Below are 26,185 nucleotides of genomic sequence, written 5' to 3'. Positions count from 1 at the left end.
CCTGAAAATCATGAAGGCATGGTTTATGTGGTCATGATTCGGTTGATGCTGAGGCGGTTAACAAACAACCGACGAACGAGGAACTTGAAACCTGCTTAACCAGCATTTACAAACACTTTCTAAGTTCATCAGTAATATCAGGGCTATCAAAGTCCTTAGAGTTTCGATTTAAAAAACAAGCCTGCTCTGGTAAATCCCGTCGTAAATGAGTAATAACTGATGCGTATACAAGTGCATCTTGCGGTGTTAAGTCGTAAGTAGTTTCATAGGAGGCTGCTTCACACAAGATATTGACATTAAGTGCAATAATTTCTCCAACTTTAAGGAGCCGAGCGCGACACTGAACAAAACGATGTCTTTCTTCCTCGTTACTCTGAATCATCAAGCTAGCAATATCCTGAATGCTCTTGATACGACTTGTATAAGGGGCTGTACGTGAAAGCTGCCGCAACTCAGCTTCTAACGACTGCTGCAGCTCTCGACGACTTCGCGCTTGGCGGCTCAGTTTTTCATGAGGTTCAGCAAGGCTATAAGCTGGAACGATGAGCTTTGCTTTTCCTGCTTCACAAAGTTGCAAAATCTGTTCACAACTTGAACACTGCTCTTGCTCAAAGGTTAGTTCTAAAACAAAGTTTGTCTCAACATAAATATTCACGCAGCCGCCTCATGCTCAAGCTTCCCTCCAATTAAGGCAGCATAAAGCCCTGACTCAATTAACCATTGTTGAGAAGCATCAATGTTCTCAGGCAATTGATCTGAATGAATTATTTCTCCAAGCCAAGATGTAATGATGAGTTCTAGGCTCGCTCCACTAATTTGGTCAGCAGCTACTCCTGCTCTCTCAAAATAAGGTTGAAGAATTGGGGATGCATCAATAATGTAGGTAGGTTCGCTCTGATCCTGATACGCCTCAGCATTAGACCATAGATAAAATTTATCTGGAAAAACCATCAAAAAATACGGAGCTTTCGGAAAAGTTCTGTGTGCAAAGATATTTCGACGTAGCTTTATTGTCCACTCCGGCGATACATTGGTTTTACGCTTGATCTCAACGGCAAGAGCCAATTGACCGTTACGATTGTCAACTGACAAGTCCCAACCAGAATCAGGTCTCATAGCCATAATCCGCTTCTCCTGTAAAACTGCTACCTACTATAAAGACTTGCACAATCCTAATGCTAACTTCTAGCTAACAGGCTTTTGGGTAAGTCCTCACCCAGATTAAGGGATTTAACTTGTCTTTAGCTCAGAAAGTAAGCCACTGATTCTACCAGTGCGACTTGAACAGCTTTTAGCGTTTCTGGCGTTCCAGAGCGTGTGTAAAGTAACTCCCACGGTGGCTTGCACCGAACCGTAGGAGGAAAAAACACCGTATCAGAGCCTTTCTCACAGCAAGTGGGATTGCAAGTACCACGTCATTTTTGTACCGAAGTATCGTCGTAAGACCATGTTTTTGGAGCTACGGCAGTATTTAGGACCGGTGTTTCATGAATTAGCGTGTCAAAAAGAATGCCAGAGCATCGAAGGACATTTGCTGCCGGATTATGTGCATATGTGCATTGAGATTCCTCCCAAATATGCGGTGTCGTCAGTGATTGGATTTCTCAAAGGGAAAAGTGCCATTGCGATTGCCCGCCGCTTCAAAGGCAAGCAACGCAATTTTGAGGGGGAGAATTTTTGGGCACGGGGCTATGCCGTCTCAACCGTTGGCTTTGAAGAGGCGGTTGTGCGTCGTTCTATCCGAGAGCAGACAGCGTTTGACCAAAGTGGACGTTTCTAATTGACTCACAGACACCTTCAGCGAGGACACCCGCCCTTGGGGCGGTCACATTCATCAAGCCACCAGCTTTGCTGGGGGTGTCTGACTATTAATAGACCTAATAGGACAGAAGTTTTCCATTTAAGATCCCCTAATGTATGAATAGGCGGAACGCTTCGGCGCAACACCTCAGATTTAGTACTTAGATAGAATCTTTCCGCATAATATCTAATTGATGGTGGATAGACAGAATTCTTGCGTATGTTTCTAGATTTCTGTGGCAATGAGCGGTCTGTGCTGGATGATTGCAGTATCTGCAACGTTGCTGACAGAGTGGGAGACGATCGCACTAGATGGTCGGCGATTGTAAAACTCCAATCTTTACTTTTGCAGCGGCACTATGAAAAAGCGACCCTTCTTTAAAACCCCTTCTAGGCAAGCAGTAATTGTTGTTGTGAGAGATCTTCCGATCGCAGCCTTTGCCACCTATTTTTTGACACCGTTGAATGCCCCCTTTAGCAAGCGCTGTAACATAGAGCTTGGGTTCCTAAAAGGATAGCGAAATGAGCGAAGCCAGCCAGCTATTGCAAAACTTGGAGGCACAGATCGAAGCTAGAGTGCAAGCCATTCGGGCTGACCGGGATTGGTGGCCTTGCCGTCGTGGCTGTGACGCTTGTTGTCGTCACCTGGCCCACCCACCTGAGTTAAGCGCAGCGGAATGGGTCAGAGTGGATACTGCTGTGGCTAGTCTGCCCGCTCCCATCCAAGCGGTGGTTGAGCAAAAGATCGAGGCACTGCTGCGGCAAAGCATAGAGCAGACGTTAAGTGCGGCGGTGGTATGTCCCTATCTCGATGAACAAGCAGGAGCCTGCCGGATCTATGACTCTCGCCCGATCGCCTGCCGGACTTACGGCTTCTTTGTGGCGCGTGACCATGACCAATACTGTAAGCAGATTGAGTCCGAGGTAAACGACCGTGGTGATGACACGATCGTCTGGGGCAATGCAGAGGCAATACGCCAGGATAGCGTACGGCTGAGTGGTCAACCGATCGCCTTTGAAACGCACTATCGCGATCGCATCAAGCTATAAGGACATTGCCGAAAAAGAAGATTGAGTCAGCGCTTGTAGTGTCGCTCCAAGCCCTGCTAATGCTAGAGCACTAAAAGATTCGTTCGGTGAAATGGCAAGGCTCTTCAAAAAGTTTTCCATAATCATCCTCCTTGAATGGATTGGTTTTGTTGTGATAAAAACTGCAAAACTCGTCGGTTGAACTTCTCTGAATTCTCAATGAACATGAAATGTCCGCCACCTTCTGTCTCTTCAAAGATTTTCAGTTCAGAGTTTGGAATGCTTTGATGGATCCAGACTTGCGATCGCCACGGAATCATACTTTTTCTGCCGCTCACAATCAGAGTGGGTTGACGAATCCTGATACTGGAGCGTTAACTGCTCTGTCTCATGACACATTCTGTTTGAGCAGGGTTATTGATGCGTTCAGAGCAGAATGCAGGAATGCGGCAATCTGCTGTTGTCGGGTTTCAGCATTGGCATTCTCAGTTAATTGAGACGACTGCAGCACAGCCCCAACCCAATGTTGAGTATGCCAAAATGCTTGACCATCCAGGATAGGGAGATTGGCGGTGTCTGGATACGGATAAGGATATACATACCAGTAGGGTTCTGGATAGCTGGTGTCTCCAGGCGACAACCCAATCCCGATCGTCAATGGATGTCCGTTTTTGGTGCCGGGAAGTGTAATCAGCATTGCAATATCAAGGTGGTGAGGCCAAATGTGGATCGCTGAAGCATTCTTGTTAGTAGTAGCGATCGCCTGAAGTAGTCGATCAGTCGTGATGTAATAATCTGCTAATTCACGCAATGCCAACGCTTGACTGGCATCAAAAGCTGCACCATGAGCCAGGGGATGATCGGGAAAGTCATTCGGTGGATAGTCTAAAAACACAATCTTGCTGGCGTCTGCACCAAGTTTAGAAACCTCTTGCTGGAGCCACTCTAAGCCTTCTCGCATGGTCTTTCCATGTAATGGCAAAGAGGCAATCGCATCATTCTGATCATCTACCACGATTAAGGTGAGGCTGACGGGTTCGAGTGCAACTTGAAAGGGCTGAGTTGCTGGAATCATTGAGCCAACAAACACCTTTAAAGCTGGATTCCATCTAAAGCTGGTGTGGCTGTTGTCTGGTAACGGTTCTGCCAATGCCGCAGCCGTTGCGGCAATATATTGAACGGCATAATGCAATTGCAGTCTGCTTTCAATCAGTGCTTGAGGGTTGATTGTTGCTGGTGTCATCATGCTCATCTTGTTCTCCGGTAGGCGGGTGAGCTTGCTGCCCACTTGGTATACATTTCATTCTTCAGCTATCGCCCTATTCAGACCACTCAAGTTCTTTGATTTAAGACACCATTTATTACCAGCAACATGATTTGAGTCGCTGGAATCTCAGCAACAAGTTACTCCGTCGGACGGACTGCCAAATTTTCTGCACTGCTGCGATCGCTGTTTACGTTCTGAAGTAGTGCGCCAGGCGGCAGATCCATTGGCACACAACCATCTCGTCCGTTGCAAGTGGATTTGTTTCAGCAAGTCAGCCGCTAGTTGCAGATCTCGTACCATCAAATAGTCATAAGTCGATCATGCAGTCCGGCTCATCCCTGGCTGCACCATTCAGTGCAGGTTGTCTAGCTCGGTCAAAGGCTTCCGTAGCTTCAGTGGTTCAGGAATGGCACGAGCAGCCGCTGAATTCAACTCTGTAGACTGTATGTTTTCGAGACAACCCCCATGCTTAAGTTTCCCCTCGTTTTGAACCTATCTCTGCTCGGCTTGGCGACTATTGCTACTTTCAACCTTGCTGGTACACCGACGAGCGCGGCTCCCCAGTTTGAGGCGGCTGCTACCCGCTCGCAGCCAGTCCAAGTCTTTCTGCCAAAAAAGCCTGGGTCACAACAGGATTTCAGCTATGTCGAACCGGTTTGGCGGCAGGCACAAACAGCCAGTGTGGCTCAGTTTGCGATCGCGCAAGTCATTGCAGGACCCACGCGTCAGGAACAACAACGAGGCTTTACGGCTCCTATCACTCTACGAGGCACTTCTAACTGTGGTAGAGACTTTACGCTCGCTGTTGTCTCCAATGTCGCCAGACTTCGGTTTTGTCGGCAGGTGCTTTCCAGTGGCGTGGGCGATGATGCCCGAATGACCAGTGCCCTCAAAGCCACCCTTAAGCAATTTCCTACCATTCGCTCGGTAGTGCTGCTAGACCAAAACGGCAATTGTTTGGGTGATCTAAGTGGCGACAATCGCTGCCTGCGTCGCTAAAGGGTGCTTGGCATCACTCTCTAAAACGATAGCTTCCACAACTAGCTGGCTGAACGTTAACTCGTTACATGTATTTCGACAGTTGAGATTATCTGCTCACCTTCATGCTGCAAGAGCTAGACATCCCGTCAAATACCAGCCGATTTTCCATACTGAGAATTGCTGAGGTGTTACCCTCAACCTTGCTCCATAAATTGGGCAACCATAGCTAGCGGAATCGCCTTTATCAAGCTTTAGAACTGGTGATCCGCATGCTCTTTCTCCTTCGCTATCTTTTCAATGTGAGCTTACGCCGTCAGATCACGACTTGTACCAGTGTTGTCAAGGACTATAACCGTTTTGCGGACTTACTCTTCTTTGGTAAGCAAGGGGTGATTACGGATAATGACCTAGAGGGGCAGGAGAAACGACTGAAGCATCTGAACTTGGTCGTCAATGCAGTAAATCTTTCATCAGCCACCTAAGCTTTAAGTGCAGAGGAGATGCACTTGAACCGAGCAGTGCTATGGAAAAGGCGCAATAGTTTACTTGGGTTACTGCCACCGCCTAAAGGACATGATGGACAAGACGCAGCTGTTTGTCAGGCTTAAACCTTTAAAGACGGCTTTGGAAAACTGCTTTAAGCAACTCTAAACTAAGACAGATTAGTGACTGCGAACTTCTTTCTTTTTTACTTAATGTTTAGATGTTGCAATCAAGTTTTAAGAGGCTGCGTGTTTGATGCGATCACAGCCTCTTAAACTCTGCCAGATCTATCAATGATGTGACTTCGTTTTCTTGCTAGGCGTACCTTCAAACGGTTGTACACCCGTCTCTGGATAAGAATCATCGCTGGGTCCGAAGATACGTACCAACGCACCTGAAAAATATTGAACCACGTTATCAAACTGCTTGAAAAGAGACATAGCGGTTACCTCAAAAAGACAGATTTTGATGCAAGCTCAACAGTGATAAATCTTTGCTTTTAGCACTATGTATGCCAATGTCTTCATTATGATATAGCTAACAAAAAAGCAACGTTCTTTGCATCAATTGTTTAAGTTTGCTCCACTTGCCAGGCGTGGGGGTTCTGCTACTTGCCACGGCATAAAAGCTGGACGCGCTTAAAACACTGACTGGAACTTGCACAACCTCGCGTCCAATCGATCGACGGCAGTTTCTGCTAGCGCAGTGAGTTCAGGCACCTCCACTATGCTCTACAACAGTTGTCCTCTATAACGGCAGAGAATCACACGGAATTCGTGCTTGCTCCGTTGCGTACACAGCAACTAACCAAAATCTACTTGTAAGGCTAGAAGTCTTTTGAATAGAGACTTTCAGAGATAAGGCAAAATTCAAAAAAGAGTGACTGGACTAAAATTGGACTAGATTTCAGGGCAGTTTTTGGGGGCGGAGCGATCGCGTTTACCAGACACCATTAAGAAGAACTGCCAGCCAAGCTGAATGTTATGGCTGCTTTCACTTAAGCCAACCACATACCCCTAAAGCTTTCGTACTGGACAAGAAACGTGACATCTTAATCAGGAATCTACCTAACCTCGGCTACTAAACCTTTCTCGCCATTCTCGCATAAGACTCAATTTGAGTCTCAATATGATGACAAGAGTCTCATGTAAGACTTGTCGTCAAGTTAGCCACGCTTGAGCAAAGAGGCAAAGCGCTCCTTCACCTGGGTAAGTGTACCCTGAAGCGTTGCTTTCGCTTTGGGGGGAACTGCTAACTGGATCGGCTCATCCTGAAACTCTTTGAGCCGATAGCCATACTCTAGCTGGGTTTGGTGTTTTCGCAGTATTGGAAAGAGCCGAAACGCACCTTGCAGCAAATTATCCTGGCTATCAAAAATCGCTCGGTTAATTTGATCCGATCGCTTTACGGCAATTGACCCTACTGGATACCACGCCTTTTTACCTTGAATGCGAATGTACACCTCAAAATCTGGAATACCCTCAGCCTTCATTTTGTCGTATCGCTTGACCGCCTCAGTGCGGACTGCCGCCCGCTTCGAGACGTTGGGTTTCGCCTGCGCTTTACCAAAACCAAGCTTGTCTGTCATATTCAGCCTTTTTTGCTTTCTTAAGAAAAGTTTACTTTATTTTAAGAAATATTTTTGCTGACTCAATGCACGTTCCTTGCTGACTGTTGGGTCGGCAAAGTTCCTTATACAGGGCGACCTTGCTGGTAGCGTTGGATATTGCAGCGCTAAGTTGCTGCCCTCGCAGCTATGTTCTGTCTCAAACAAATTAATGAGTCTCAATTTAAGTCTCATTCTGAATCCAGTTGTCTCAAGCGAGATCAAAAGAATCTTGTACTTTGCCTCATTTAAGATAGTTGAGACTCATTCTAAGTCTTGGCGTAAGTCCAGCTTTCTCAAACAAGACAAGAGCATTTCATTTACTGTCTCAGATAAGACAGTTGATTCTTTATCCGTGTCTCGCGTTGAAACTAGCTATCTTAGATGAGACGAATGTATTGTGTCTCGCTATCTCAAACAAGTCTTACTTTAAGTCTTAAATTAAGTCCATTTGTCTTAAACGAGATGAATACGTCTCTTGCTACTTCAAGCTAGGAAAGTTACAGCCGATCGCTCTGTTTGAAGTGTGAGTATAGCGATCGCACTTAATGCTAGTATCACTTTTTCATCATAAGACTTAGGATGAGTCTCATTCCTACTTCGTTAGTCTTAAATAAGACAAATGTTGTCTTATCCGCACATTTTAAGACTTAATGTGAGACTCAGTTCAAGTCTCATGGTCTTAAATGAGAGGAGTAGTCTCCTACAAAATTTTTTCTGCACAAAGCGCCTCTTTGGACGATCGTTAGAAAGCCGAAGAGACGCTTTTTCTGCCTTTGTTTTACTGGTGCAACGCTATCAATGGCATTGCATTGCTTGCTGACGCTACCTTAACGATTCACGGCACTCATATGTTGAGCAGGATAGCGATCGCCAGCAGCGCTACCCTTTGGCGCAGCAGCCTCGATCTGGCTCAATTCATCTGGTGTCAGCGTAATCTCAGTGGCAGCAACATTTTCTTCCAGGTATTTGCGGCGCTTTGTACCAGGAATAGGCACAATGTCATCGCCTTGAGCAAGGAGCCATGCAAGGGCAAGCTGGCTAGGCGTTGCGCCTTTTTGAGTGGCGATCGTCGTTACTTTGTCTACTAATTCCAGGTTCTTGTAGAAATTGTTGCCCTGGAAGCGTGGCGAATGGCGGCGATAGTCGTCAGTAGGCAAATCTTCAGGCTTGGTAAACTGTCCAGACAGAAAGCCACGACCCAGGGGGCTGTAAGGCACAAAGCCAATGCCCAGTTCACGCAACGTTGGCAAAATTTCGTCTTCTGGGTCACGGCTCCAGAGAGAATATTCAGTCTGCAAAGCGCTGATGGGATGCACAGCCTGCGCGCGTCGAATGGTTGCCGGAGCCGCTTCTGAAAGTCCTAAATAGCGAACTTTGCCCTGCTGCACTAGCTCTGCCATTGCGCCTACCGTGTCTTCGATCGGCACATTGGGGTCAACGCGATGCTGGTAGTAGAGGTCAATGACATCCACACCTAAGCGCTTTAACGAGGCATCACAGGCTTGACGCACATACTCAGGCGTACCACTGACACCGAGAAAGCCGCCGTCTTCCGATCGCACGTTGCCAAATTTCGTTGCTAAAATCACCTGATCGCGGCGATCATTGATTGCCTGACCAATCAATTTCTCATTGGTAAACGGACCATACATATCAGCGGTATCAAGAAAGGTGACACCCAGTTCTAGAGCGCGATAGAGCGTGGCGATCGACTCTTCTTCATCGCGTCCAGCATAGAACTCAGACATGCCCATGCAGCCGAGTCCCAGTTCCGAAACTATCAAGCCTTGATTGCCAAGTTTTTTCGTTTTCATGAAAGCATTTCCTGGTTATAGTTTACGGTTGCTTTGATCTCAATCATTGCGATCAATTGAGACATGACTTTTAGAGGGTACTCGCAACACCTCCGGCACTTAATGGTCATCAACACCTGTTACTGACAAAGGCATTACTTGAGAAATTCCACTCGTGGACGAGCGGCTGCTTGAGATGGGAATGTTTGCTGGATTCACAATAGGAAGAGATGTTTCAGCACTCTGGAGCGGCAGCCCATCGCACAGCGGCTGATCGCCGCTTGCTAACCTCACCGCTCCTGCTCCGTCGGGCGAATCAGAATTTCGTTCACATTGACGCGAGGTGGCTGAGTGACGGCATAGACGATCGCGGCTGCAATATCTTCGCTTTCCAGATTTTTGACTGAGCCATAGAAACTTGCGGCGGCGGCTTTCGCTTTTGGATCGGTAACATGCTGCGGCAGTTCCGTTGCCACGAGTCCCGGTTCAATAATGGTGACGCGGATATTATCCTGGTAGACTTCTTTCCGCAGCGCTTCTGAGAACGCACCCACTGCCCATTTAGAGGCGTTGTAAACTCCCGATCCGGCATTGGCAACCCGACCGGCAACGGATGAGATATTCACAATATGTCCCTCGCCCTGCGTCTTCATCAACGGCAGAACCTTGTGTGTGGCATACATTAGCCCCAGGACATTGAGGTTAATCATCCGTCGCCAGTCTTCGGTATGGGCACCATCAATCATGCCGAGCAGCATCACACCCGCATTGTTGACGAGAATATCAACTCTGCCAAATTCTGCCTGCGTCTTTTGCACCATGACATTGACCTGCTCCTCATCCGACACATCAGCAGTAATAGGCAAAACCCGCCCGCCTGTCTCTGTAATGCGCTTGGCAAGATCCTTTAACCGATCGCTTCTACGGGCTGCGATCGCCACCGTTGCACCCTCAGCCGCCAACGCGATCGCCGTTGCTTCACCAATCCCCGATGAGGCTCCTGTGACGATCGCCACTTTCCCCGTTAATTTACCAACCATGTTCAAGCTCTCCTTGCATCAATACTTTGTTCTTTGAGCGTGCTAACCAACGGTCGATCGTGGTTGAGTGCCTTAGCGCCTACATCCCACCCTTGAAGGGCTTCCTTTGTTGCCGAAAAACCTGCATCAACTGCCAGGCGATCAACTTTCTAAATTTGGTGACGTTTCCATACGCCTCAACAATAACATTAACGTCAACGTTAGATTTTAACCAAAAAAATTACTCGTTGTCTGTTTGTGCATCGATCCATTGCTGGATGCGATCAATATTTGCTTGCAACTCCGAACGAAACTGATTTAACGAAGCAACCTTGTCATCAGCTTCCTGGAGATGTGCCTTGAGGATTTCTACGAGCTTCCGCTTACCTTGTACTCCCGTTGGGTCTTCAGTGTAGAGTGGTAGCACCACGGCAATTTCCTCTAGGCTCAACCCCAATTCCTTATAAATATTGATTTTTTGCAGAATGGCTAACTCGGCATCAGTGTAGTAACGGAAGCCTGCACCCGCTCGTTCGCTAGGACCAAGCAAGCCTAAACTTTCGTAGTAGCGCACCGTACGGGGAGTTACACCCGCCCGCTCCGCAAATTCACCAATCCGCATTCGTTCGTTCACATATTCTTTGTATCACAACCTTGACGCCAACGTCAATTTTGAAAGAGTTTGCTAAAGGAGCCTTATGGAAGGACGATCGCGACTCTACCTGCTTGCAATTGGGTGCAGACACGGAGATCTCTACTTAAACTCTATCCAAAATCATGGTTTTGGTGAACGTGTAGGTTTGGGCAATGGGACGTTAGCTAAGCTGTGTTCCTCTCCCCTCTTAACTCGTCATACCCAACTGCAAGGCGTACAAATTCGCGTAGACTCCCTGCCGTGCTACTAGTTCAGCATGAGTGCCCTGTTCGACAATTTGCCCTTGCTGTACCACCACCACCTGATCGGCTTGGGTAACCGTGCTGAGGCGATGGGCAATGACAAAGCTAGTGCGTCCTTTCAGCAGACGAGCGATCGCATCTTGCACCAATGCTTCCGTTCGTGTGTCAATGCTGCTCGTTGCCTCATCCAAAATCAAAATCCGAGGATCGATCAAGACAGCGCGAGCAATGCTAACTAACTGCCGCTGTCCTTGGCTAAGGGGCGCACCACGTTCGCCTAGCTGCGTGGCATACCCTTGTGGCAGTGAAGTAATAAACTCATGCACATTTGCCAATTGAGCAGCAGTTTCGATCGCAGCGTGAGTGGCGTGAGGTGCGCCAAACGCAATATTTTCGGCAACCGTGCCGGTAAACAGAATGTTGTCTTGCAAGACGATACCAATTTGTCGACGCAAACTTGCCTGGGTAACGCTGCGAACATCAATACCATCAATTTTGACCGCACCACCAGACACATCATAGAAGCGGAGAATCAGGTTAATGAAGGTGCTTTTGCCTGCACCTGTGGGACCCACCAGCGCAATCATTTGTCCCGGCTTGGCTTGAAGATTAACGTTATGGATCACCAGTTTTTCCGACGTATAGCCAAAGGAAACGTTCTCAAATGTAACTTCGCCTTGAATCGGCGGCATCTCGATCGCATCTGGTGCATCGTTCAGTTGGGATGGTTCGTCAAGTAGTGAAAAGATGCGTTCCAACCCTGCAAAGGCTGATTGCGCCTGCGTGTAAAACTGGCTGAGAATTTGAATGGGGCGAAAAAACTGCTGCACGTAGAGCAAAAAGGCAGTCACCACACCGATCGTTGCCGCTCCCGTAACAGCCAGATAGCCGCCATAAGCCAGTACAGCAGCGGTTGCCAGGGTATTAAGAAAGTCGATCGACGGCAAAAAAGCCGCCGTAATTGCTACTGCCTGCACATTGGCATCGCGATTTGCGGCATTCAGCAGATCAAATTCTTCAATATTCATCTGCACACGGTTGAACGCTTGCGCCTCGCGAACGCTGCCGATATCTTCTTCAAGCTTGGCAGAAAGGTCGCCGATCGTTTGTCGCGTGACTCGAAAGCGAGAGCGTGCCCACCGTGCAAACAAGCCTGTGGTAAAAATCATCAGCGGCACAACGAGATTGCTCAACAAGCCAAGCTGTAAATTGATCGCCAGCATGGCTATAACAATGCCCACCAAACTGAACACGTTGCCCAGCATTTGCGCGATCGTTTGCCCAAACGCCTGATTCACAGTGTTGACATCATTCAGCAAGCGGCTCATCAAGTCTCCAGCTTCGCTGCGATCGAAAAAACCAAGCGGCAAACTCTGGATTTTCGTAAAAATGTCCTGTCGCAACTGTGCCAGCAGTCGCTGCATAATCGAGCCAACACGCCAGATCTGCCCTCGAATTGCCCACACGCCGAGGATATAGACTAGCCCCAACAGACCTAACAGCAACAGCAACCCCGTTAGATTTTTCTGTGCAATTAAATGATCGATCGACCAGCCAAGTAGGAAGGGTCCAATCACCTGCGTCGCAGCACCCAGCATCACTAGAGCGATCGCGATCGGTAGCTCCTTACGGTAAGGCGATAGATACTGCAAAAACCGTTGTAGAGTTGGCAGTTCCTGGCTTGCCTCTTGCTCCGAAACCACAATGGGACCAATGCTCATGCCATTCCCTCTATAAGATTTGCAATTGATAGGTTGTGCTGTACAGGCAGCCTTAGAAGCAAGCCACAGTCGAATGAGTGCGTTGTGTCATCAGTGCTTAGTCGTCAAAGCGGTTACAACGAGAGCTGAAATTGAGCTGTGTACGTCCTTGAGCAAGCAATGACTTGTAGCCAAATCACCTCAAATCGATCGCTCCGTTCTTTACCTATCACTATTGGGCATATTCTGAACAGTGCAGTAGCACCACTGCAACGCTGATTACGAGTTTTATTATGGTGCCGTTCTGCACTAAGCAGCCAGAGAGTTTGATTCTCTAGAGTGCTAGTCTTGGTAGAACGAAACGAGAGCGGCAAAAGTATAGCGTCTTGTCTTACTGCTTAGTGCATAAGGGTTTATCTTGACAGGCGTCAATCGATCGCAGAAACGTCTGTGCAATTAGAGAGCAAAAGTCATGACCAAGCAGACGCGACGACAGCAAAAACCAGATGGCAAAGCTGCCGCGATACCGTTGCAGACATTTGACGCCGCTCTTGAGACTGCTCTAGAAGCTAGAGTGCAGGAGCGTACAGCCACGTTGCAGCAAGAAAAGGCACAGCTTCAAGCTGCTCTTCAGTCTCAGCAGCAAAGCGAAGCCAAACTGCGGCAGGAAAATATCCAGCTTCGAGCGACTTTGCAGACACAGCAGCAAAACGAAGCCAGACTGCGCCAGCAAGAAGAGCAGTTTAGAACCCTGGTCAACAATGTCCCTGGTGCCGTGTATCGTGCTGCTACTAATGAGGATTGGACGATCGCCTTCATCAGCGACGCGATCGCTCAACTCACAGGCTATCCAGCAACTGATTTCATTCAAAACCGGGCACAAAGTTTTGACAAAATTTGTCACCCAGACGATGTCGTACGGGTGAACCGTGAAATCCGTGCTGCCATTGCCGCTAGGCAGCCGTTCGTTCTGGAGTACCGCAATATTCGAGCCGATGGGCAGGTTGTCTGGGTTAGCGACCAGGGTCATGCTGTCTATGATGCCAACGATAAAGAACTTTGGCTGGACGGCGTTTTGTTAGACATTACTGCCTTAAAGCAAACTGAGGAGGCGCTGCGGCGGAGCGAAGAGCGGTTGAAACTGATCACCGACGCGCTACCTGTTTGCATTTCGTACGTCGATCGCGACCAGCGCCTTCAGGTTGTTAACAAAACCTACGAAACCTGGTTTGGACAATCGCAGGCAGCAATGCTTGGCAAGCAGTTATCCGAGATTATTGGCGCAGCCGCCTATCAGTTAGTTCAAGACAAGGTTGAACGTGCGCTCAAGGGCGAAGCCATTACCTATGAGATGGAGCTGCCCTATCGATGGCGCGGTAGCTGTCATGTGCGCGCTATCCTTGTACCCGATGTCGATGACCAGCAGCAAGTACACGGCTACTATGCCCTGATCATGGATACCACTGAGCAACAGGCACTGTTGCGTGAGCGTAAACAAGCCGAAGAAGCAGCCAAACAACAGGCAGAACGAGAGCAGTTACTCAACGCGATCGCCCAACGCATTCGCGAATCGTTGCATTTAGATGACATTCTCAACACGACCGTGCAGGAAGTACGGCTATTACTAAACGCTGATCGTGCGTTGATCTATCGCTTTCAGCCGGATCAAACGGGTGTCATCAGCGTTGAATCAGTCGGCGATCCGTGGCAACCGCTTCAAGGCGAAGTCATTCGTGACGCCCGTCTGACGATCGAGGCATTCAAGTGGCAGCAACAGCAAGGACAAACCATCATTGCAGACATTCATGATGCTGGGTTAGAGGCGTTTTACGTCGAGATTCTCGCGCAGCGGCAGGTACAAGCAAGTATGATGCTGCCCATTACAGTCGGCGAACAGATCTGGGGCTTGCTGATAGTGCAACAATGCGTAGCACCACGAACCTGGCAGCCCTGGGAAGTTGATTTTCTCACGCAACTGGCAACTCAGCTTGCGATCGCCATCCAGCAATCCGAGCTTTTCCAGCAGGTGCAGCAGTTCAACACCGTTTTAGAAGAGCAAATTCAGGAACATATCAACCAGCTTCAGCAAGCCCTGACCTATGAAGCGCTGCTTAAACGCATTACCGACAGTGTCCGCGATAGTTTAGATGAAAACCAGATTTTTCAAACAGCTGTACGAGAACTGGCGATCGGTTTACAGCTAAACGGTTGTACCAGTGCACTCTACGATATTAAACGGCAAAACCTCACCATCACTCACGAACACCTTTGCTACGATCTGCCTTCCCGAGTGGGACATCAAATACCGCTTGCCAGTGAGCCAAATCTTTACAGTCAAGTCCGCCAAGGGAAATGCCTCCAATTTTGCCCGCTGCCAGAGTTCTCCAGCTCAGTTCAGGCGGTGCAAGCAAAATACACCATTCTCGCGTGCCCAATTTCCATTGCCATCGAATCGGTCGCAGTGGCAGCAAAGCAAGCTGATCATCAGTTAGAAATCATTGGCGACTTGTGGCTGTTTCGCCCTAGAGATTGCTGCTTTAGCGACATGGAAATTCGTCTGGTGCAGCAAGTAAGCAACCAGTGCGCGATCGCCATTCGGCAGTCACGTTTATATCAAGCAGCACGGGCACAGGTCGTTGAGTTAGAGCGACTCAATCAGCTCAAAGATGATTTTTTGAGCACCGTCTCGCACGAATTGCGGACACCCATGTCGAATATCAAAATGGCAACCCAGATGCTCGAAGTCACATTATTTAGCAAGCCAAACGATAGTATGAGCGCTAGTCAGGCTGCGTCTGTATCTTCTCCTGACTCTGCCTCCTGGCAAAAAGTGAGCCGCTATTTTCAAATTCTCAAAGATGAAGGCGAGCGCGAAATTAAACTCATTAATAACCTCCTGGATCTCTCTCGACTCGACTCCGGCAGAGAGCCGCTGTTTCTCTCCACCATGCAACTCAAAGTCTGGCTCCCGTACCTGGCGGAACCGTTTATCGAACGGACAAAAGCTCAACAGCAGACGCTACTGATCTCGATCGCCCCCGATCTACCCCCGCTAACAACCGACTTCTCCTACCTGGAGCGCATTCTCAGCGAACTTTTGCATAATGCGTGCAAATACACTCCCAGCGATGAAACGCTTACAGTGCTTGCTCGTACGGTTACTCCTGTAGCAGACCAACTAGACAGCTATCCCTTTGCTAGCGATCACCCCATCGAACTTTCAGTTACAAACTCTGGTGTCGAAATTCCCGCGATTGAGCGCGATCGCGTCTTCGACAAGTTCTACCGCATTCCTCATAACGATCCCTGGAAACATGGCGGCACAGGCTTAGGTTTAGCTTTAGTCAAAAAGCTGGTAGAACGATTGGAGGGCACTATTTGGGTAGAGAGTGCTAACAAGCAGACCAGTTTTGTGATGCGGCTTCCCAGGTCATTGGGTTGAGAATTGCTGTATCCTCATGAAGCCGATCGCGTTGACCTATTGATGAAAGTTGCTACCTGGAACGTTAACTCCATCCGTACCCGTCTCAACCACATTGTTAACTGGTTGCAAGAAAATCCAGTTGATGTGCTGTGCCTGCAAGAAACGAAAGTCATGGATGAGAGCTTTCCGCACCAGCCCTTCGCCGACCTTGGCTACCACACCTATATTTCTGGGCAGAAAAGCTACAACGGTGTTGCCATGCTGAGTCGTGAGCCTCTAAGTAATGTCAGCACAGGCTTTGCACCACTGTTAGGTGAAGCGGTGATCGACTTGGATGAGCAAAAACGAGTCATCGCAGGTACCCTCGACGGTATTCGCATCGTTAACTTGTACGTACCCAACGGCTCCTCAGTTGGCAGTGAGAAATATGCGTATAAACTGCGCTGGTTAGCAGCCTTGCGAGACTACGTGCAGCGTTTGGGAGACCTGGGAGGCACGGGAGTAGAAGAGGAGACTTCCCCTGCTCCCCCCTTGCCATCCTCCCTCCTCCTCTGCGGCGACTTCAACATCGCCCTAGACGACATCGACATCCATGACCCGACAGGGCGCGAAAAAATGGTCATGGCAACTGATCTAGAACGACAAGCGCTACAGGCAGTACTTGCATTAGGCTTTGCCGATGCGTTCCGCAAGTTCACTACAGAAGGCGGCAACTTTAGCTGGTGGGACTACCGTTCAGCAGCCTTCCGCCGCAATCTTGGTTGGCGCATTGATCACATTTATCTCACCCCAGCTTTGTACGAAAGAGCGATCGCCTGCACAATTGACGCCTCTCCCCGTAAGCTCGAACAACCCAGCGACCACACGCCCGTTTGGGTAGAGCTTTAGACAGTTGCAAAAGTAATGATTAGTTGTTAATTGTTTAACACAAGTAGGGCGATCGCTCTTAGAGACTGCATCGATCATTTCAACAAATCACCTAAAACCAACAACTAATCATGTTCTTAGTTACTGGAGCCACCGGAGATCTCGGTCGTCGCATTGTGCGGTCGCTGCGAGAGCGTGAGATGCCTGTGCGATCGTTCGTGCGCCTCAATGCCCGCTACTCTGAGTTAGAAAATCGCGGCTCCGACATTTTCATTGGCGATTTGCAAAGAGAGCGAGACCTCCAGAAAGCGTGCCAGGGCGTGCAATATGTCATCAGCGCCCACGGCTCTGGTGAAACGTCGAACGGTGATGCTGAAACGATCGACTATCAGGCAACGATTGAACTCATCGAGCAGGCAAAAGCAGCCGGAGTCCAGCATTTTGTGTTCATCTCAGTGCTAGGTGTCGATCGGGGCTATGAGGATGCGCCCGTCTTCAAAGCAAAACGCGAAGCCGAGAAACATCTGCAAGCGAGTGGTTTGAATTACACAATTCTGCGTCCGTCTGGATTTGCCTCCAACCTCTTGCCTCTGGCAGAGCAGTTCCGGCGAACGGGGGTTTATGTGCTGATTGGCGATCCACTGAGTCGTACCTCGATCGTCAGTACCGATGATTTGGCACGGCTGGCGATCGAGTCTGTCTCAACCGAAGGCGCACGCAATCAGATCTTTCCAGTAGGTGGACCCGACATTCTCAAGCGAGAGGATATTCCGCAGATTTTTGGTCGCCTCTTTAACCGCGAACCGTTTTTGTTAAACCCACCCTTATTAGCAGTAGATGGAGTACGCAGTGCGATCGGGTTGTTCAACCCCAAATTGCGCTCCAGTCTGGGCACTTTACGGACTCTGCTGGCAAACGAATTCTTCACTACTCCTGCCGAAACCGCGCATTTAGAATCAACATTTAACTTCAAGCTAGAATCGCTGGAAGCCTTTTTGCGACGCTATCTGGGAGTTTAGATAGCGGCTTTAGAGGCGACGATCGCGGCTCGACATCGGTTTGCGCTACTTTTGCCCGATCGTAAGCATTGCCTCAAAGGACTAGCCGACTGATCCGTAGCCCTTCAACCAGCAGCACCGCCGCGATCGCCCCAACCAGCGTATTGAGAATATTCACAATTTCATTCGTTAACCAGGCAAAGCGGCTTTGCAACGTTGCTCCAATTACACTTTCGACATTCGTACCGATGAACGCTGCCACCACGCAAATGGCGACCTGCCAGAGGGGAATGAGTCCCACGCCCCAACTCACTAGCGCAAGCGCGACTGATGCTGCAACACCCGCAAGCGTTCCTTCTAAGCTCACGGCACCTTCCGTTCCACGCGGTACAGGCTGTAGCGTCGTAATCAAAAACGTGCGTTGACCATACGCCTTGCCAATTTCGCTAGAGCAGGTATCCGCCAGTTTAGTACTAAAGCTCGCCACATAACCTAACAGCAACAACGGTACAAGCCACTGACTTTCTGCAGTCGGTAAAAATAAAGGGACAAGCAAACTGCCGATCGCACACAGCGCCCCCGTCAACGCTGATCCCCACACATTTTCGGGTCCCCGTGCGCCCGATCGCTTCTCGGCAATACCCGCAGCCTCTTTCTGCGCCATACCTACCCGCGTAATGCCAGATCCTACCAAAAAATAGAACACCACAACGGCGTACCCTTGCCACCCTAACGAAACCCACACCAGTACACCCAAGATCCACGCATGGATGATGCCAGCCAATGTAAGCAGCTTTTTTGGTAAAAACCAGACGATCGCCAGCAGCACAGTATTCAATGCCACCGCAATGAACCAGGGAGTGAGCAAAGATGAAGGATAAGGGGTAAAAGCTAAAAGGTGCAAAATGGACAGTGTAGAGAGTAGAGGCAGCATCAACCGGGTTCCAGGAGTGCGACAAATTTATTGTGGCATTAGCGCGCAGTCCATACTCTAAACTTTACCCTCGACGTTTACGCTTAACCCTTCAAGTGCCAAGCTCAATCTTCCGGGTTCTAAGCTTCGCTTTTCGACCTTAGATCTCAACCATCCGAGTACAGCTCTCGACCTTCAAAACTCAAAACAAAGCTTCCCCGCTCTCACGACCCTAACGCTCTCATGCCTCCCATACCTCCACTCTTCCATCTCTCCTTCCCTGTTAGCAGTATTCCTCAAACAAAAGCCTTCTACGCAGACGGTTTGGGCTGTAGCGTGGGGCGCGAAAACTCAGAGTCCGTCATTCTCGATCTCTATGGTCATCAATTAGTCGCGCACGTCGTTCATGAGCCACTGATGCCACAAAAAGGGATTTATCCCAGGCATTTTGGGTTAATTTTCACTGCAGAAGCGGATTGGGAAGCGTTGCTAGAAAAGGTGCAGCAAAACAAACTGACGTTTTATCAGCAAGCAAAACATCGGTTTCCAGGCTTGCCACTGGAGCACCGCACCTTCTTTCTGCAAGACCCGTTTTACAACCTGATGGAGTTCAAGTTTTACCGCCATCCCGATGCTATTTTCGGGAGCAGGGACTTTACTCAGATTGGTGACGCGACCGAAGCAATGAGCAATCCTGCTTAAGTTGTGAAATAAGCTGGCGTCAGTGGTTAGCGATCGCGACTCTTCACAGCGTGTCCAAACCAACCAGATCAGTGCCGCTGCTTTTGATGAAAACCGAAAAAGAGCGATCGTGCGTGTGCCAGTAGTCAACGGTCGATCGCAAAATATCCAGTGCCACCAGCCACTCTGAAGGCGCGTGTTGAGCAAACGTTTCTGGCTGTTCGTACAGCAGGATCAAACGATCGTCTGTCAGCCAGTCCAAATCGGTCAGGCAGTCTTCCAATGCGTCCCAGTTGTTACCAAAGTAGTCTGGAAACGTCAGTGCCTTTGCCACAGCTTGTAGAAAATCTGCTTTGCTTTTGACAGCCGTGCCATTGATATAAAACAAACGGGCACCCTGTTCCTGGCTCAGAGTAACGAGGTCATCAGTGCTGATAGGCGTGACGAGTTGGTAGACTCCAGGACTACGTTCGCCATTAAGTACTGCAATTAAGTGATCAATCACTGTTTCACCCTCACAAAGCTGGCATAGTGATCGCCAGTGTAGTAGATTTCGCTGCCCCCTCCGGTAACGATCCGCCGTGCACCACGATGCCTTACTCCTGGTGTTTTAACTGTATATTCCCGGTAGTAACCTGTCCTTGCTTGCGGTAATCGGCGCTCTCGATTCTGAAAAACAGTGCCATCCTTAGCGTAAGGAAAGGGTCCGCCTTGCCTAATCAAGTTGATGGTCGATCGCGCTTCTGGTGGCAGGCGATTGGCTGCTACTACAGGGATCGTGACTGCACGCGCAACGATCGTCGTTTGGCTCTGTGCAGTTTGGCTGAAGCTGTCTGGCTGAGCCTCTACGTGCAGAACGGTTGTTAAGCCAATCAGCGTCAGGACGCTTAGAAAGAGGCTAAAGAACCGGAGAAGGCGCTTGACAAAACACTGGTTAAACGTCATAGCGTGCTTAATGACACTAAGAAGGGGTTGCTGGTGTTAAGATGCCCTTTCCGCAGGCGATCGCTTTATCCTTCAACAAAGCTTCACGCCTCATGCCTACCTCACGCTCACGCAATCGCTCAATGTTCTGGGAGAATGAGAAGGAGTGGCAGAAACCCCGACGCAATGATGCCGAACTCTGCTTATAACCCGCATAGCTGATCGCTGACGGCTGATCGCTGACAGCTAATCATTCATTTCATTGGAAGAACGAGAATGTCCGAACTATCTTCGCCCGCACCATCGTTGCAAGAAAACCTCAGAAGTCAGGTTGTTACACAGGGCGTACAACGATCGCCCAACCGCGCCATGCTGAGAGCGGTGGGCTTTAAGGATGAGGACTTTACAAAGCCGATCATCGGCATTGCCAGCGGGCACAGCACCATTACGCCCTGTAACATGGGCATTGAACCTTTGGCAAAGCGTGCTGAAGCAGGCATTCGTGATGCTGGCGGTATGCCTCAAACCTTTGGCACCATCACAGTCAGCGATGGCATCTCAATGGGCACCGAGGGGATGAAGTACTCCCTAGTGTCGCGGGAAGTCATTGCCGACGCGATCGAAACAGCATGCAGTGCCCAAAGTATGGATGGCGTGCTAGCGATCGGCGGTTGCGACAAAAATATGCCTGGAGCCATGCTAGCGATGGCACGGATGAACATTCCTGCCATCTTCGTTTATGGGGGCACGATTAAGCCCGGACATTTTAACGGCTGTGACCTCACCGTCGTTAGTTCCTTTGAAGCCGTTGGGCAGTATAGCGCGGGCAAAATTCCTGAGACAGAACTGCTGGCAGTCGAGCGCAATGCCTGTCCGGGTGCAGGTTCCTGCGGTGGGATGTATACCGCCAATACGATGTCATCTGCGTTTGAAGCAATGGGCATGAGCCTAATGTATTCCTCCACGATGGCGGCAGAAGATGCAGAAAAAGCCGATAGTGCTGAGAAATCCGCTATCACGCTGCTGGATGCCATTCGTCATCAGCGTCTACCGCGTCAGATCATCACTCGCAAGTCTATTGAGAATGCGATCGCAGTCATTATGGCGATCGGTGGCTCCACCAATGCAGTGCTGCACTTTTTGGCGATCGCCCATGCTGCGAACGTATCCCTCACCCTTGACGACTTTGAAACCATTCGGGGTCGAGTGCCCGTCCTCTGCGATCTCAAGCCGTCTGGTCGCTATGTCGCTACCGATTTGCATAAAGCAGGCGGCATTCCTCAAGTCATGAAGATGCTGCTGGCACACGGGTTGCTTCACAGCGATTGTTTGACCATTACGGGACAAACCGTTGCCGAATTGCTCAAAGACATTCCTGACGAACCGCGCCCTGACCAGGATGTGATTCGCCCCTGGGACAAGCCGATGTATGCCCAAGGACACCTGGCGATCCTGCGAGGCAACCTGGCAAGCGAAGGCGCTGTCGCCAAAATCACGGGTGTTAAAAACCCTCAAATCACAGGACCTGCTCGTGTCTTCGAATCAGAAGAAGCGTGTCTAAATGCGATCCTGGCAGGCAAAATTAGCGCTGGTGATATTCTTGTCATCCGCTATGAAGGACCCAAAGGTGGACCCGGAATGCGTGAAATGCTGGCTCCCACTTCTGCCATCATTGGTGCTGGGTTGGGTGACGCTGTAGGACTGATTACCGATGGACGCTTCTCTGGCGGCACCTACGGTATGGTGGTGGGTCATGTTGCCCCTGAAGCCTACGTAGGCGGCACGATCGCTCTGGTGCAGGAAGGTGACTCTATCACGATTGATGCCCATGCCCGCCTCTTGCAGTTAAATGTTGCAGATGCTGAACTCGATCGCCGTCGTGCTCAGTGGCAGCCACCCAAGCCCCGCTATACAACTGGAGTGCTAGCAAAATATGCCAAACTCGTCTCGTCTAGCAGCGTTGGTGCGGTTACCGATCTAGATCTATAAAGTTTGGCTCTACATAGGCTGCAATAAGAACAAATCCCTTTATACAGATCACACTGTATCGGAGTCACGAAGCGACTTTGCTTCATTTGTCATCCTCTTTCAATTGAGAACGCGATAAATCTAGGGACATAGCACTGCTATGTCCCTAGATTTATCACGCTTATTCTTCAAAGCGGTACATAGCAATCGAAGAGAACGTTAGGACAGACATAAACCCTGAAACTCCCCTTGAGAAGACGTCTATGCATCCCTCATCCTTTATCCTGCTATAGGAGCCGCTTGCCACTTTGCCATACTTCAATCCTGACCTGAGATCAGGGTTGCTCGCGTTCGGTTTATCGCAGTTCTCTGACATGAGCCAGCTTTCATAGCAGCGCCAAACAGTGCCCTTTATGGTCTCTTACCAGACTTATGTCTGGACATTGCACTCCTAGCCCGACACTACATTCAGCCGTGTAGTACCCTCTCAGCGCAAAAAGTCTTTACTTGAAAAAGTCTTGGGCACGTGCTGGTGAAACTCTTACAACAGCGAAGTACCCACGCGTTACTGAACCTCATGCAGCAGAATTCGTCCTGCGAGGAGGCAGTCTCAACATCTGTGTCAAAATGAAGGTCACCCGCTATGCAAGAGCCTGCGATTTGTGATTGAGGTAGAAGTTCACCAACAGCTTCGGGCATTTCTGAGAGAGCAGGGCAAGCCCTACTGGTCTCACCATTTAACGATGGCGCGGCTAGTAGCGCGTGCGCTGCGCCTAGGGCGGAGTGCGTTGATGCAGACAGATGCACTCTCTCGCTATCACGGGCGCTACAGGCTCAGTTATTTAGTCCCGATCTTAATGTGGCAAGAGCCGGTCATTTTGGTTGCCACAGAAGCAGTGCAGCAACGGCTCCTTATGGTGGAGATCCCGCAATTACGCACCTGCATTCAAACCTTAAAAGCTATCCGTACTGGCGATCGCTTCCCTAGTCCAGACTTCCAGGGCTTACTGCTGACTACACCAGAATCCTGGTTGAGCGATCGCCTGCACCAGCAAGGACGGTTTCCGCAAGGCATCCCCACTATCTTTGATGGCGTTGATGACCTGGAAGCATGGGCTTTTGCTCAGCTCACGGTACAGGTGCAGCCTGCTGACTGGGATGAATTGATGCTTGCCTGCCCGAACCATGTCGAGACGATTCGTGATGCTCGCGTGCAACTTACCAAAGCAATCTTTCAACGTCCAGCTAATCCTTATGGGTGCTGCCTGCTGGAACCGTTTGAACAGAAAGTGTTGGCAGCTCTCTTCCAAGATCTACAGCGTCAAGAGCCCCAGCGTCAGGATGTGGAGCATTCTGAGCGCGTGAACGAGCCAATCGCCCTTCCATCTGCCTGGAGTAATTTTAGGGATGTGCTTCAGCTAGACGATCGCCTCCTCTGGGCAGAAATCTCGCGCCGTCAAGGGCAGTTCTCACTGCATTGCGGTCCTGTTGAAGTAGCAACCGATCTTGCCCCACTTTGGACGCAGCAATCTGTCATCCTGATTGGCGGTGCGCTAGACATCGATGCTGACGCACTGATGTATCGGCAACGATTGGGCTTAGGCGATTTGACCAGCTTGAAATTTATGCCCGATCGTCAGGATGAGGTCATCCAACTTTATTTGCCTGAAAGGCTACCGATGCCTAACACGCCAGAGTTTCAGTGGGCACTCATTCGAGAAATGCATTCCCTCCTAAGAGTCAGTTCAGGCATTCAAGGCCTGACTGTATTGTTGGTAGATGATGTGCCGTTGAAAGCTCAGGTTGGTTCTGTCCTGGCATCCGAATTTGGTTCAAGAGTACAGGTTGAACGAACGTGTCTGGATGATAACGGTGTACTGGTAGCAGGTTGGGAGTTTTGGAAACAGCATCAAAGCGTTTTACCTGCACCACATCTACTGGCGATCGCCACCCTTCCCATTCCCTCACTTGAAAATCCGCTCGTAGCTGGACGAGTCGCTTATCACAAACACCTTCGGCAAGACTGGTTCCGCCTTTACCTCTTGCCAGAAGCACTTGCAGAACTACAGCGCGCGATCGCCCCTATTCGTGACCATCAGGGTGTGGTTGCCTTGCTAGATAGCCGCGTCATCCATCGCAACTACGGGCAGCAGATATTGGCTGCGCTTCATCCCGTCGCTCGGCTAAGTTACCTTGATCCCAACCTCTTTTCACAACCCGATTATTCAGTGCTTGACTAAAGTTGCAAACACGTCAATTAGAAATCTGTATCCGTTCGATCACACCCTTTCTATTACTATTGGATCAGTTAAGCACTTATTATTGCGGTCATGGGTGAAGCAAAGCGAAGAAAAGAAAGCCTAGGAGAAAAATACGGTCAAGAGACAAATATTCTTCCCTGGCTACCTATTACTAAAACGCAGGCAAGCCAGTTTGTGCAGCTTTCAACCAAAGGTGCATGGATCGGCATTGGGCTACTGGTTGCCATCTGGATTACAACTCGTATTATTGGACCCGCCTTTGGTTGGTGGCAGGTAGATTAGTCGGTCCAACCAGTCTGCCCATGCATTTGTTAAAGTATTTTAAGAGGACTTAGGAAGCAGGAACTTTTTCCCACTTCCTAAGTCCTACTAAACTTAGACGTTAAACTAACCAGCGTTAAGAGTCCTTCAATCTGAGCGACTGTCTTTCTTGATACGCTGTTTTTTCAAATAATCAGCTAGCGTTGAAGCAAATGCTGTGCTGACTTTACAGGTTAAGCAGCTAGTTTGATGACTCGTCATTATAAACTTCACCGTTCTAAAACGAAATTCTTAAGAAAGTCTTAAAAAGGTATAGAATTCTAATGTGGTGACTGGAGGACTATTGTGTTCTTAAGACTTGCAGAGCAACACCGTCAATTTGTCCAGGATCTCGTCATGAACCTTCAGGCGCTGGCGATCGTGCTAGAGCGTCAGGGCTATTTAGCGTCCTGCTACACCTGTGGTGGGCAGATGAACAGCGCATCCTTCATGGTGAGTTTGGCAGACAATCACCTGATCCGCTTCCTGGTTTCTGACTACGGTATTACCTGGACTGAGATGCGAGACGATCGCGAACTGATGAAGCTTGAAGGTGCAGAAGCTATCAGTCAACTTCAAGAACTGGCAAATCTGGTTAAGTACAAGGTGAAACCGTCTGAATACCAACCAGCGGTTGTGACTGAAAGCTTCCATTAAGAAGCTTCTTGATAACACTATTGACGTAGAACTAAGCAACGCTTCAGATACTTAGGTTTACGTAGTTTTATAAGTGTAGTTTTACGCTCCACCCGGCACAGTCGGCTTTTGCTTAATTGAAGCCGACTATGCCTTCGTTTAGCGTTAGATTGGTCTTCCAGTTTGAACTAGAACAAACCTGTTTGATGCTGATTGTTTCGCTAGCAGAGCAGTTATAAATGTTTAACGGTTACAAGCGATTACTTGTAAGCTCTCTCATTCTGCTCTTATATCTCATTCTGCTCTTATAAGAGATCTGTCCCTAACAGTCTTATAAACTTTGATGGTCGCCCTTCTTGTCGAGCCACAAGCGATCGATGATAGAAACGACTTCCACATGCAGTGCGCTCACCAGAAAATTTATACCTGAAAGCTCTGTAACGATCGCTTTACAAAAGCCATTAACTTAGGTATATTGCTTGTGTAGGTTTGAAAAAACCTTCCAACATTCATACACAATGCACTTATTACCACTATGACTACGACCTTACAGAGACGCGAGAGCGTCAACGTGTGGGAGCAGTTTTGCAACTGGGTAACCAGCACCGACAACCGACTGTATGTCGGCTGGTTCG

25 protein-coding genes and 2 pseudogenes are annotated in these 26,185 nt (G+C 49.2%); 13 read left to right on the top strand and 14 right to left on the bottom strand.

All coding sequences use genetic code 11. The annotated features are described in order from the left end of the window. Positions 1–106: 106 nt before the first annotated feature. Complete coding sequence (locus H6F86_RS04140; RefSeq protein WP_190446845.1) at positions 107–655, bottom strand: PIN domain-containing protein; 549 nt, start codon at positions 653–655, stop codon at positions 107–109. After that, complete coding sequence (locus H6F86_RS04135; RefSeq protein ID WP_199305037.1) at positions 652–1,116, bottom strand: hypothetical protein; 465 nt, start codon at positions 1,114–1,116, stop codon at positions 652–654. Before H6F86_RS04135 ends, H6F86_RS04140 begins: the two co-directional genes overlap by 4 nt. A gap of 256 nt (positions 1,117–1,372) precedes the next feature. Between H6F86_RS04135 and tnpA the strand changes: the two are divergent. Both tnpA and H6F86_RS04125 read left to right on the top strand, forming a co-directional pair. Continuing rightward, positions 1,373–1,780: pseudogene (gene tnpA, locus H6F86_RS04130) on the top strand (IS200/IS605 family transposase); the annotation flags it as partial. Positions 1,781–2,322: 542 nt separating this feature from the next. After that, positions 2,323–2,850 (top strand): YkgJ family cysteine cluster protein, encoded by a 528-nt coding sequence (locus H6F86_RS04125; protein WP_190446843.1) that lies wholly within the window; start codon positions 2,323–2,325, stop codon positions 2,848–2,850. Here H6F86_RS04125 and H6F86_RS32705 read toward each other — a convergent pair. Genes H6F86_RS32705 through H6F86_RS04115 form a run of 3 tightly spaced genes read right to left on the bottom strand, consistent with a single transcriptional unit; the run spans position 2,845 to position 4,081 of the window. Continuing rightward, positions 2,845–2,970 (bottom strand): hypothetical protein, encoded by a 126-nt coding sequence (locus H6F86_RS32705; RefSeq protein ID WP_277881639.1) that lies wholly within the window; start codon positions 2,968–2,970, stop codon positions 2,845–2,847. The two genes, H6F86_RS04125 and H6F86_RS32705, sit on opposite strands and share 6 nt — an antisense overlap. A gap of 2 nt (positions 2,971–2,972) precedes the next feature. Next, entirely contained in the window at positions 2,973–3,167 is a 195-nt protein-coding gene (locus H6F86_RS04120; protein WP_190446842.1) for an alpha/beta hydrolase, read from the bottom strand. A gap of 50 nt (positions 3,168–3,217) precedes the next feature. Then, positions 3,218–4,081, bottom strand: a complete 864-nt coding sequence (locus tag H6F86_RS04115) for a hypothetical protein (RefSeq protein ID WP_190446841.1) — start codon at positions 4,079–4,081, stop codon at positions 3,218–3,220. A gap of 480 nt (positions 4,082–4,561) precedes the next feature. Here H6F86_RS04115 and H6F86_RS04110 point away from each other — a divergent pair, with 480 nt between their 5' ends. Together H6F86_RS04110 and H6F86_RS04105 are read left to right on the top strand one after the other, a co-directional pair. Then, complete coding sequence (locus H6F86_RS04110; RefSeq protein ID WP_190446840.1) at positions 4,562–5,095, top strand: GerMN domain-containing protein; 534 nt, start codon at positions 4,562–4,564, stop codon at positions 5,093–5,095. A 227-nt stretch (positions 5,096–5,322) separates the two neighbouring features. Beyond that, a pseudogene (locus tag H6F86_RS04105) lies at positions 5,323–5,559 on the top strand (Tn3 family transposase); the annotation flags it as partial. Positions 5,560–5,850: 291 nt separating this feature from the next. Here H6F86_RS04105 and H6F86_RS04100 read toward each other — a convergent pair. From H6F86_RS04100 to H6F86_RS04075, 6 genes are all read right to left on the bottom strand, one after another. After that, a complete protein-coding gene (locus H6F86_RS04100; protein ID WP_190446838.1) occupies positions 5,851–6,000 on the bottom strand; it encodes an isochorismate synthase in 150 nt (49 codons plus the stop codon). Positions 6,001–6,725: 725 nt separating this feature from the next. Then, the gene (locus H6F86_RS04095) at positions 6,726–7,148 is read right to left on the bottom strand and encodes an HHL1-like protein (RefSeq protein WP_190446837.1); all 423 of its coding nucleotides are present in this window, start codon (positions 7,146–7,148) and stop codon (positions 6,726–6,728) included. Between the two features lie 848 nt (positions 7,149–7,996). Continuing rightward, positions 7,997–8,983, bottom strand: a complete 987-nt coding sequence (locus H6F86_RS04090) for an aldo/keto reductase (RefSeq protein ID WP_190446836.1) — start codon at positions 8,981–8,983, stop codon at positions 7,997–7,999. 269 nt (positions 8,984–9,252) lie between these two features. After that, positions 9,253–10,002, bottom strand: coding sequence for an SDR family oxidoreductase (locus H6F86_RS04085; RefSeq protein WP_190446835.1), 750 nt, complete (start codon positions 10,000–10,002; stop codon positions 9,253–9,255). A gap of 220 nt (positions 10,003–10,222) precedes the next feature. Next, positions 10,223–10,615, bottom strand: coding sequence for a MerR family transcriptional regulator (locus H6F86_RS04080; RefSeq protein WP_199305035.1), 393 nt, complete (start codon positions 10,613–10,615; stop codon positions 10,223–10,225). Positions 10,616–10,823: 208 nt separating this feature from the next. Then, positions 10,824–12,599: an ABC transporter ATP-binding protein gene (locus H6F86_RS04075; RefSeq protein WP_190446834.1), complete on the bottom strand. Its 1,776-nt coding sequence runs from the start codon at positions 12,597–12,599 to the stop codon at positions 10,824–10,826. Positions 12,600–13,050: 451 nt separating this feature from the next. Between H6F86_RS04075 and H6F86_RS04070 the strand changes: the two genes are divergently transcribed. The 3 genes from H6F86_RS04070 to H6F86_RS04060 all read left to right on the top strand — a co-directional run bounded on the left by H6F86_RS04070 (position 13,051) and on the right by H6F86_RS04060 (position 17,888). Next, complete coding sequence (locus H6F86_RS04070) at positions 13,051–16,020, top strand: PAS domain S-box protein (RefSeq protein ID WP_190446833.1); 2,970 nt, start codon at positions 13,051–13,053, stop codon at positions 16,018–16,020. Positions 16,021–16,062: 42 nt separating this feature from the next. Then, positions 16,063–16,890, top strand: a complete 828-nt coding sequence (xth, locus tag H6F86_RS04065; protein WP_190446847.1) for an exodeoxyribonuclease III — start codon at positions 16,063–16,065, stop codon at positions 16,888–16,890. A gap of 110 nt (positions 16,891–17,000) precedes the next feature. After that, on the top strand, positions 17,001–17,888 hold the full coding sequence (locus H6F86_RS04060) for an SDR family oxidoreductase (protein ID WP_190446832.1): 888 nt from the start codon (positions 17,001–17,003) through the stop codon (positions 17,886–17,888). A 73-nt stretch (positions 17,889–17,961) separates the two neighbouring features. Here H6F86_RS04060 and H6F86_RS04055 read toward each other — a convergent pair whose 3' ends face one another. After that, positions 17,962–18,801, bottom strand: coding sequence for a TIGR00297 family protein (locus H6F86_RS04055; protein ID WP_190446831.1), 840 nt, complete (start codon positions 18,799–18,801; stop codon positions 17,962–17,964). 222 nt (positions 18,802–19,023) lie between these two features. On the opposite strand from H6F86_RS04055, the gene H6F86_RS04050 reads away from it, so the two are divergent. Next, positions 19,024–19,482: a VOC family protein gene (locus H6F86_RS04050; RefSeq protein ID WP_190446830.1), complete on the top strand. Its 459-nt coding sequence runs from the start codon at positions 19,024–19,026 to the stop codon at positions 19,480–19,482. Between the two features lie 43 nt (positions 19,483–19,525). On the opposite strand, the gene H6F86_RS04045 is transcribed toward H6F86_RS04050, so the two are convergent. Continuing rightward, positions 19,526–19,966 (bottom strand): barstar family protein, encoded by a 441-nt coding sequence (locus H6F86_RS04045; RefSeq protein WP_190446829.1) that lies wholly within the window; start codon positions 19,964–19,966, stop codon positions 19,526–19,528. Further along, positions 19,963–20,406 (bottom strand): ribonuclease domain-containing protein, encoded by a 444-nt coding sequence (locus tag H6F86_RS04040; protein WP_190446828.1) that lies wholly within the window; start codon positions 20,404–20,406, stop codon positions 19,963–19,965. The genes H6F86_RS04045 and H6F86_RS04040 overlap by 4 nt, the downstream gene beginning before the upstream one ends. A gap of 41 nt (positions 20,407–20,447) precedes the next feature. Here H6F86_RS04040 and H6F86_RS04035 point away from each other — a divergent pair, with 41 nt between their 5' ends. The 5 genes from H6F86_RS04035 to H6F86_RS04015 all read left to right on the top strand — a co-directional run bounded on the left by H6F86_RS04035 (position 20,448) and on the right by H6F86_RS04015 (position 25,571). Beyond that, entirely contained in the window at positions 20,448–20,594 is a 147-nt protein-coding gene (locus H6F86_RS04035) for a hypothetical protein (RefSeq protein WP_190446827.1), read from the top strand. 97 nt (positions 20,595–20,691) lie between these two features. Beyond that, entirely contained in the window at positions 20,692–22,374 is a 1,683-nt protein-coding gene (gene ilvD / locus H6F86_RS04030) for a dihydroxy-acid dehydratase (protein ID WP_190446846.1), read from the top strand. Positions 22,375–23,015: 641 nt separating this feature from the next. After that, entirely contained in the window at positions 23,016–24,593 is a 1,578-nt protein-coding gene (locus tag H6F86_RS04025) for an ATP-dependent DNA helicase (protein WP_190446826.1), read from the top strand. Between the two features lie 90 nt (positions 24,594–24,683). Then, positions 24,684–24,896 carry a DUF2839 domain-containing protein gene (locus H6F86_RS04020; protein ID WP_190446825.1) on the top strand — a complete coding sequence of 71 codons (213 nt, stop codon included), beginning with the start codon at positions 24,684–24,686 and terminating at the stop codon, positions 24,894–24,896. Between the two features lie 324 nt (positions 24,897–25,220). Continuing rightward, the gene (locus H6F86_RS04015; protein ID WP_190446824.1) at positions 25,221–25,571 is read left to right on the top strand and encodes a DUF1815 family protein; all 351 of its coding nucleotides are present in this window, start codon (positions 25,221–25,223) and stop codon (positions 25,569–25,571) included. Positions 25,572–26,185: the final 614 nt, after the last annotated feature.

The organism is Phormidium sp. FACHB-592, assembly GCF_014695795.1.
Lineage (GTDB): Bacteria > Cyanobacteriota > Cyanobacteriia > Leptolyngbyales > Leptolyngbyaceae > Stenomitos.
This window is presented reverse-complemented; position numbering and strand designations above follow the sequence as displayed.

Bases quoted from the DNA above. Each gene is read 5' to 3' on its own strand.
- H6F86_RS04035 (WP_190446827.1), top strand. From the start codon at position 20,448: ATGCCCTTTCCGCAGGCGATCGCTTTATCCTTCAACAAAGCTTCACGC.
- H6F86_RS04115 (WP_190446841.1), bottom strand. From the start codon at position 4,081: ATGAGCATGATGACACCAGCAACAATCAACCCTCAAGCACTGATTGAA.
- H6F86_RS04110 (WP_190446840.1), top strand. From the start codon at position 4,562: ATGCTTAAGTTTCCCCTCGTTTTGAACCTATCTCTGCTCGGCTTGGCG.
- H6F86_RS04135 (WP_199305037.1), bottom strand. From the start codon at position 1,116: ATGAGACCTGATTCTGGTTGGGACTTGTCAGTTGACAATCGTAACGGT.
- H6F86_RS04075 (WP_190446834.1), bottom strand. From the start codon at position 12,599: ATGAGCATTGGTCCCATTGTGGTTTCGGAGCAAGAGGCAAGCCAGGAA.
- H6F86_RS04095 (WP_190446837.1), bottom strand. From the start codon at position 7,148: ATGACAGACAAGCTTGGTTTTGGTAAAGCGCAGGCGAAACCCAACGTC.
- H6F86_RS04040 (WP_190446828.1), bottom strand. From the start codon at position 20,406: ATGACGTTTAACCAGTGTTTTGTCAAGCGCCTTCTCCGGTTCTTTAGC.
- H6F86_RS04020 (WP_190446825.1), top strand. From the start codon at position 24,684: ATGGGTGAAGCAAAGCGAAGAAAAGAAAGCCTAGGAGAAAAATACGGT.
- H6F86_RS04050 (WP_190446830.1), top strand. From the start codon at position 19,024: ATGCCTCCCATACCTCCACTCTTCCATCTCTCCTTCCCTGTTAGCAGT.
- H6F86_RS04085 (WP_190446835.1), bottom strand. From the start codon at position 10,002: ATGGTTGGTAAATTAACGGGGAAAGTGGCGATCGTCACAGGAGCCTCA.
- H6F86_RS04055 (WP_190446831.1), bottom strand. From the start codon at position 18,801: ATGCTGCCTCTACTCTCTACACTGTCCATTTTGCACCTTTTAGCTTTT.
- H6F86_RS04060 (WP_190446832.1), top strand. From the start codon at position 17,001: ATGTTCTTAGTTACTGGAGCCACCGGAGATCTCGGTCGTCGCATTGTG.
- H6F86_RS32705 (WP_277881639.1), bottom strand. From the start codon at position 2,970: ATGGAAAACTTTTTGAAGAGCCTTGCCATTTCACCGAACGAATCTTTT.
- H6F86_RS04125 (WP_190446843.1), top strand. From the start codon at position 2,323: ATGAGCGAAGCCAGCCAGCTATTGCAAAACTTGGAGGCACAGATCGAA.
- H6F86_RS04070 (WP_190446833.1), top strand. From the start codon at position 13,051: ATGACCAAGCAGACGCGACGACAGCAAAAACCAGATGGCAAAGCTGCC.
- xth (WP_190446847.1), top strand. From the start codon at position 16,063: ATGAAAGTTGCTACCTGGAACGTTAACTCCATCCGTACCCGTCTCAAC.
- H6F86_RS04100 (WP_190446838.1), bottom strand. From the start codon at position 6,000: ATGTCTCTTTTCAAGCAGTTTGATAACGTGGTTCAATATTTTTCAGGT.
- H6F86_RS04090 (WP_190446836.1), bottom strand. From the start codon at position 8,983: ATGAAAACGAAAAAACTTGGCAATCAAGGCTTGATAGTTTCGGAACTG.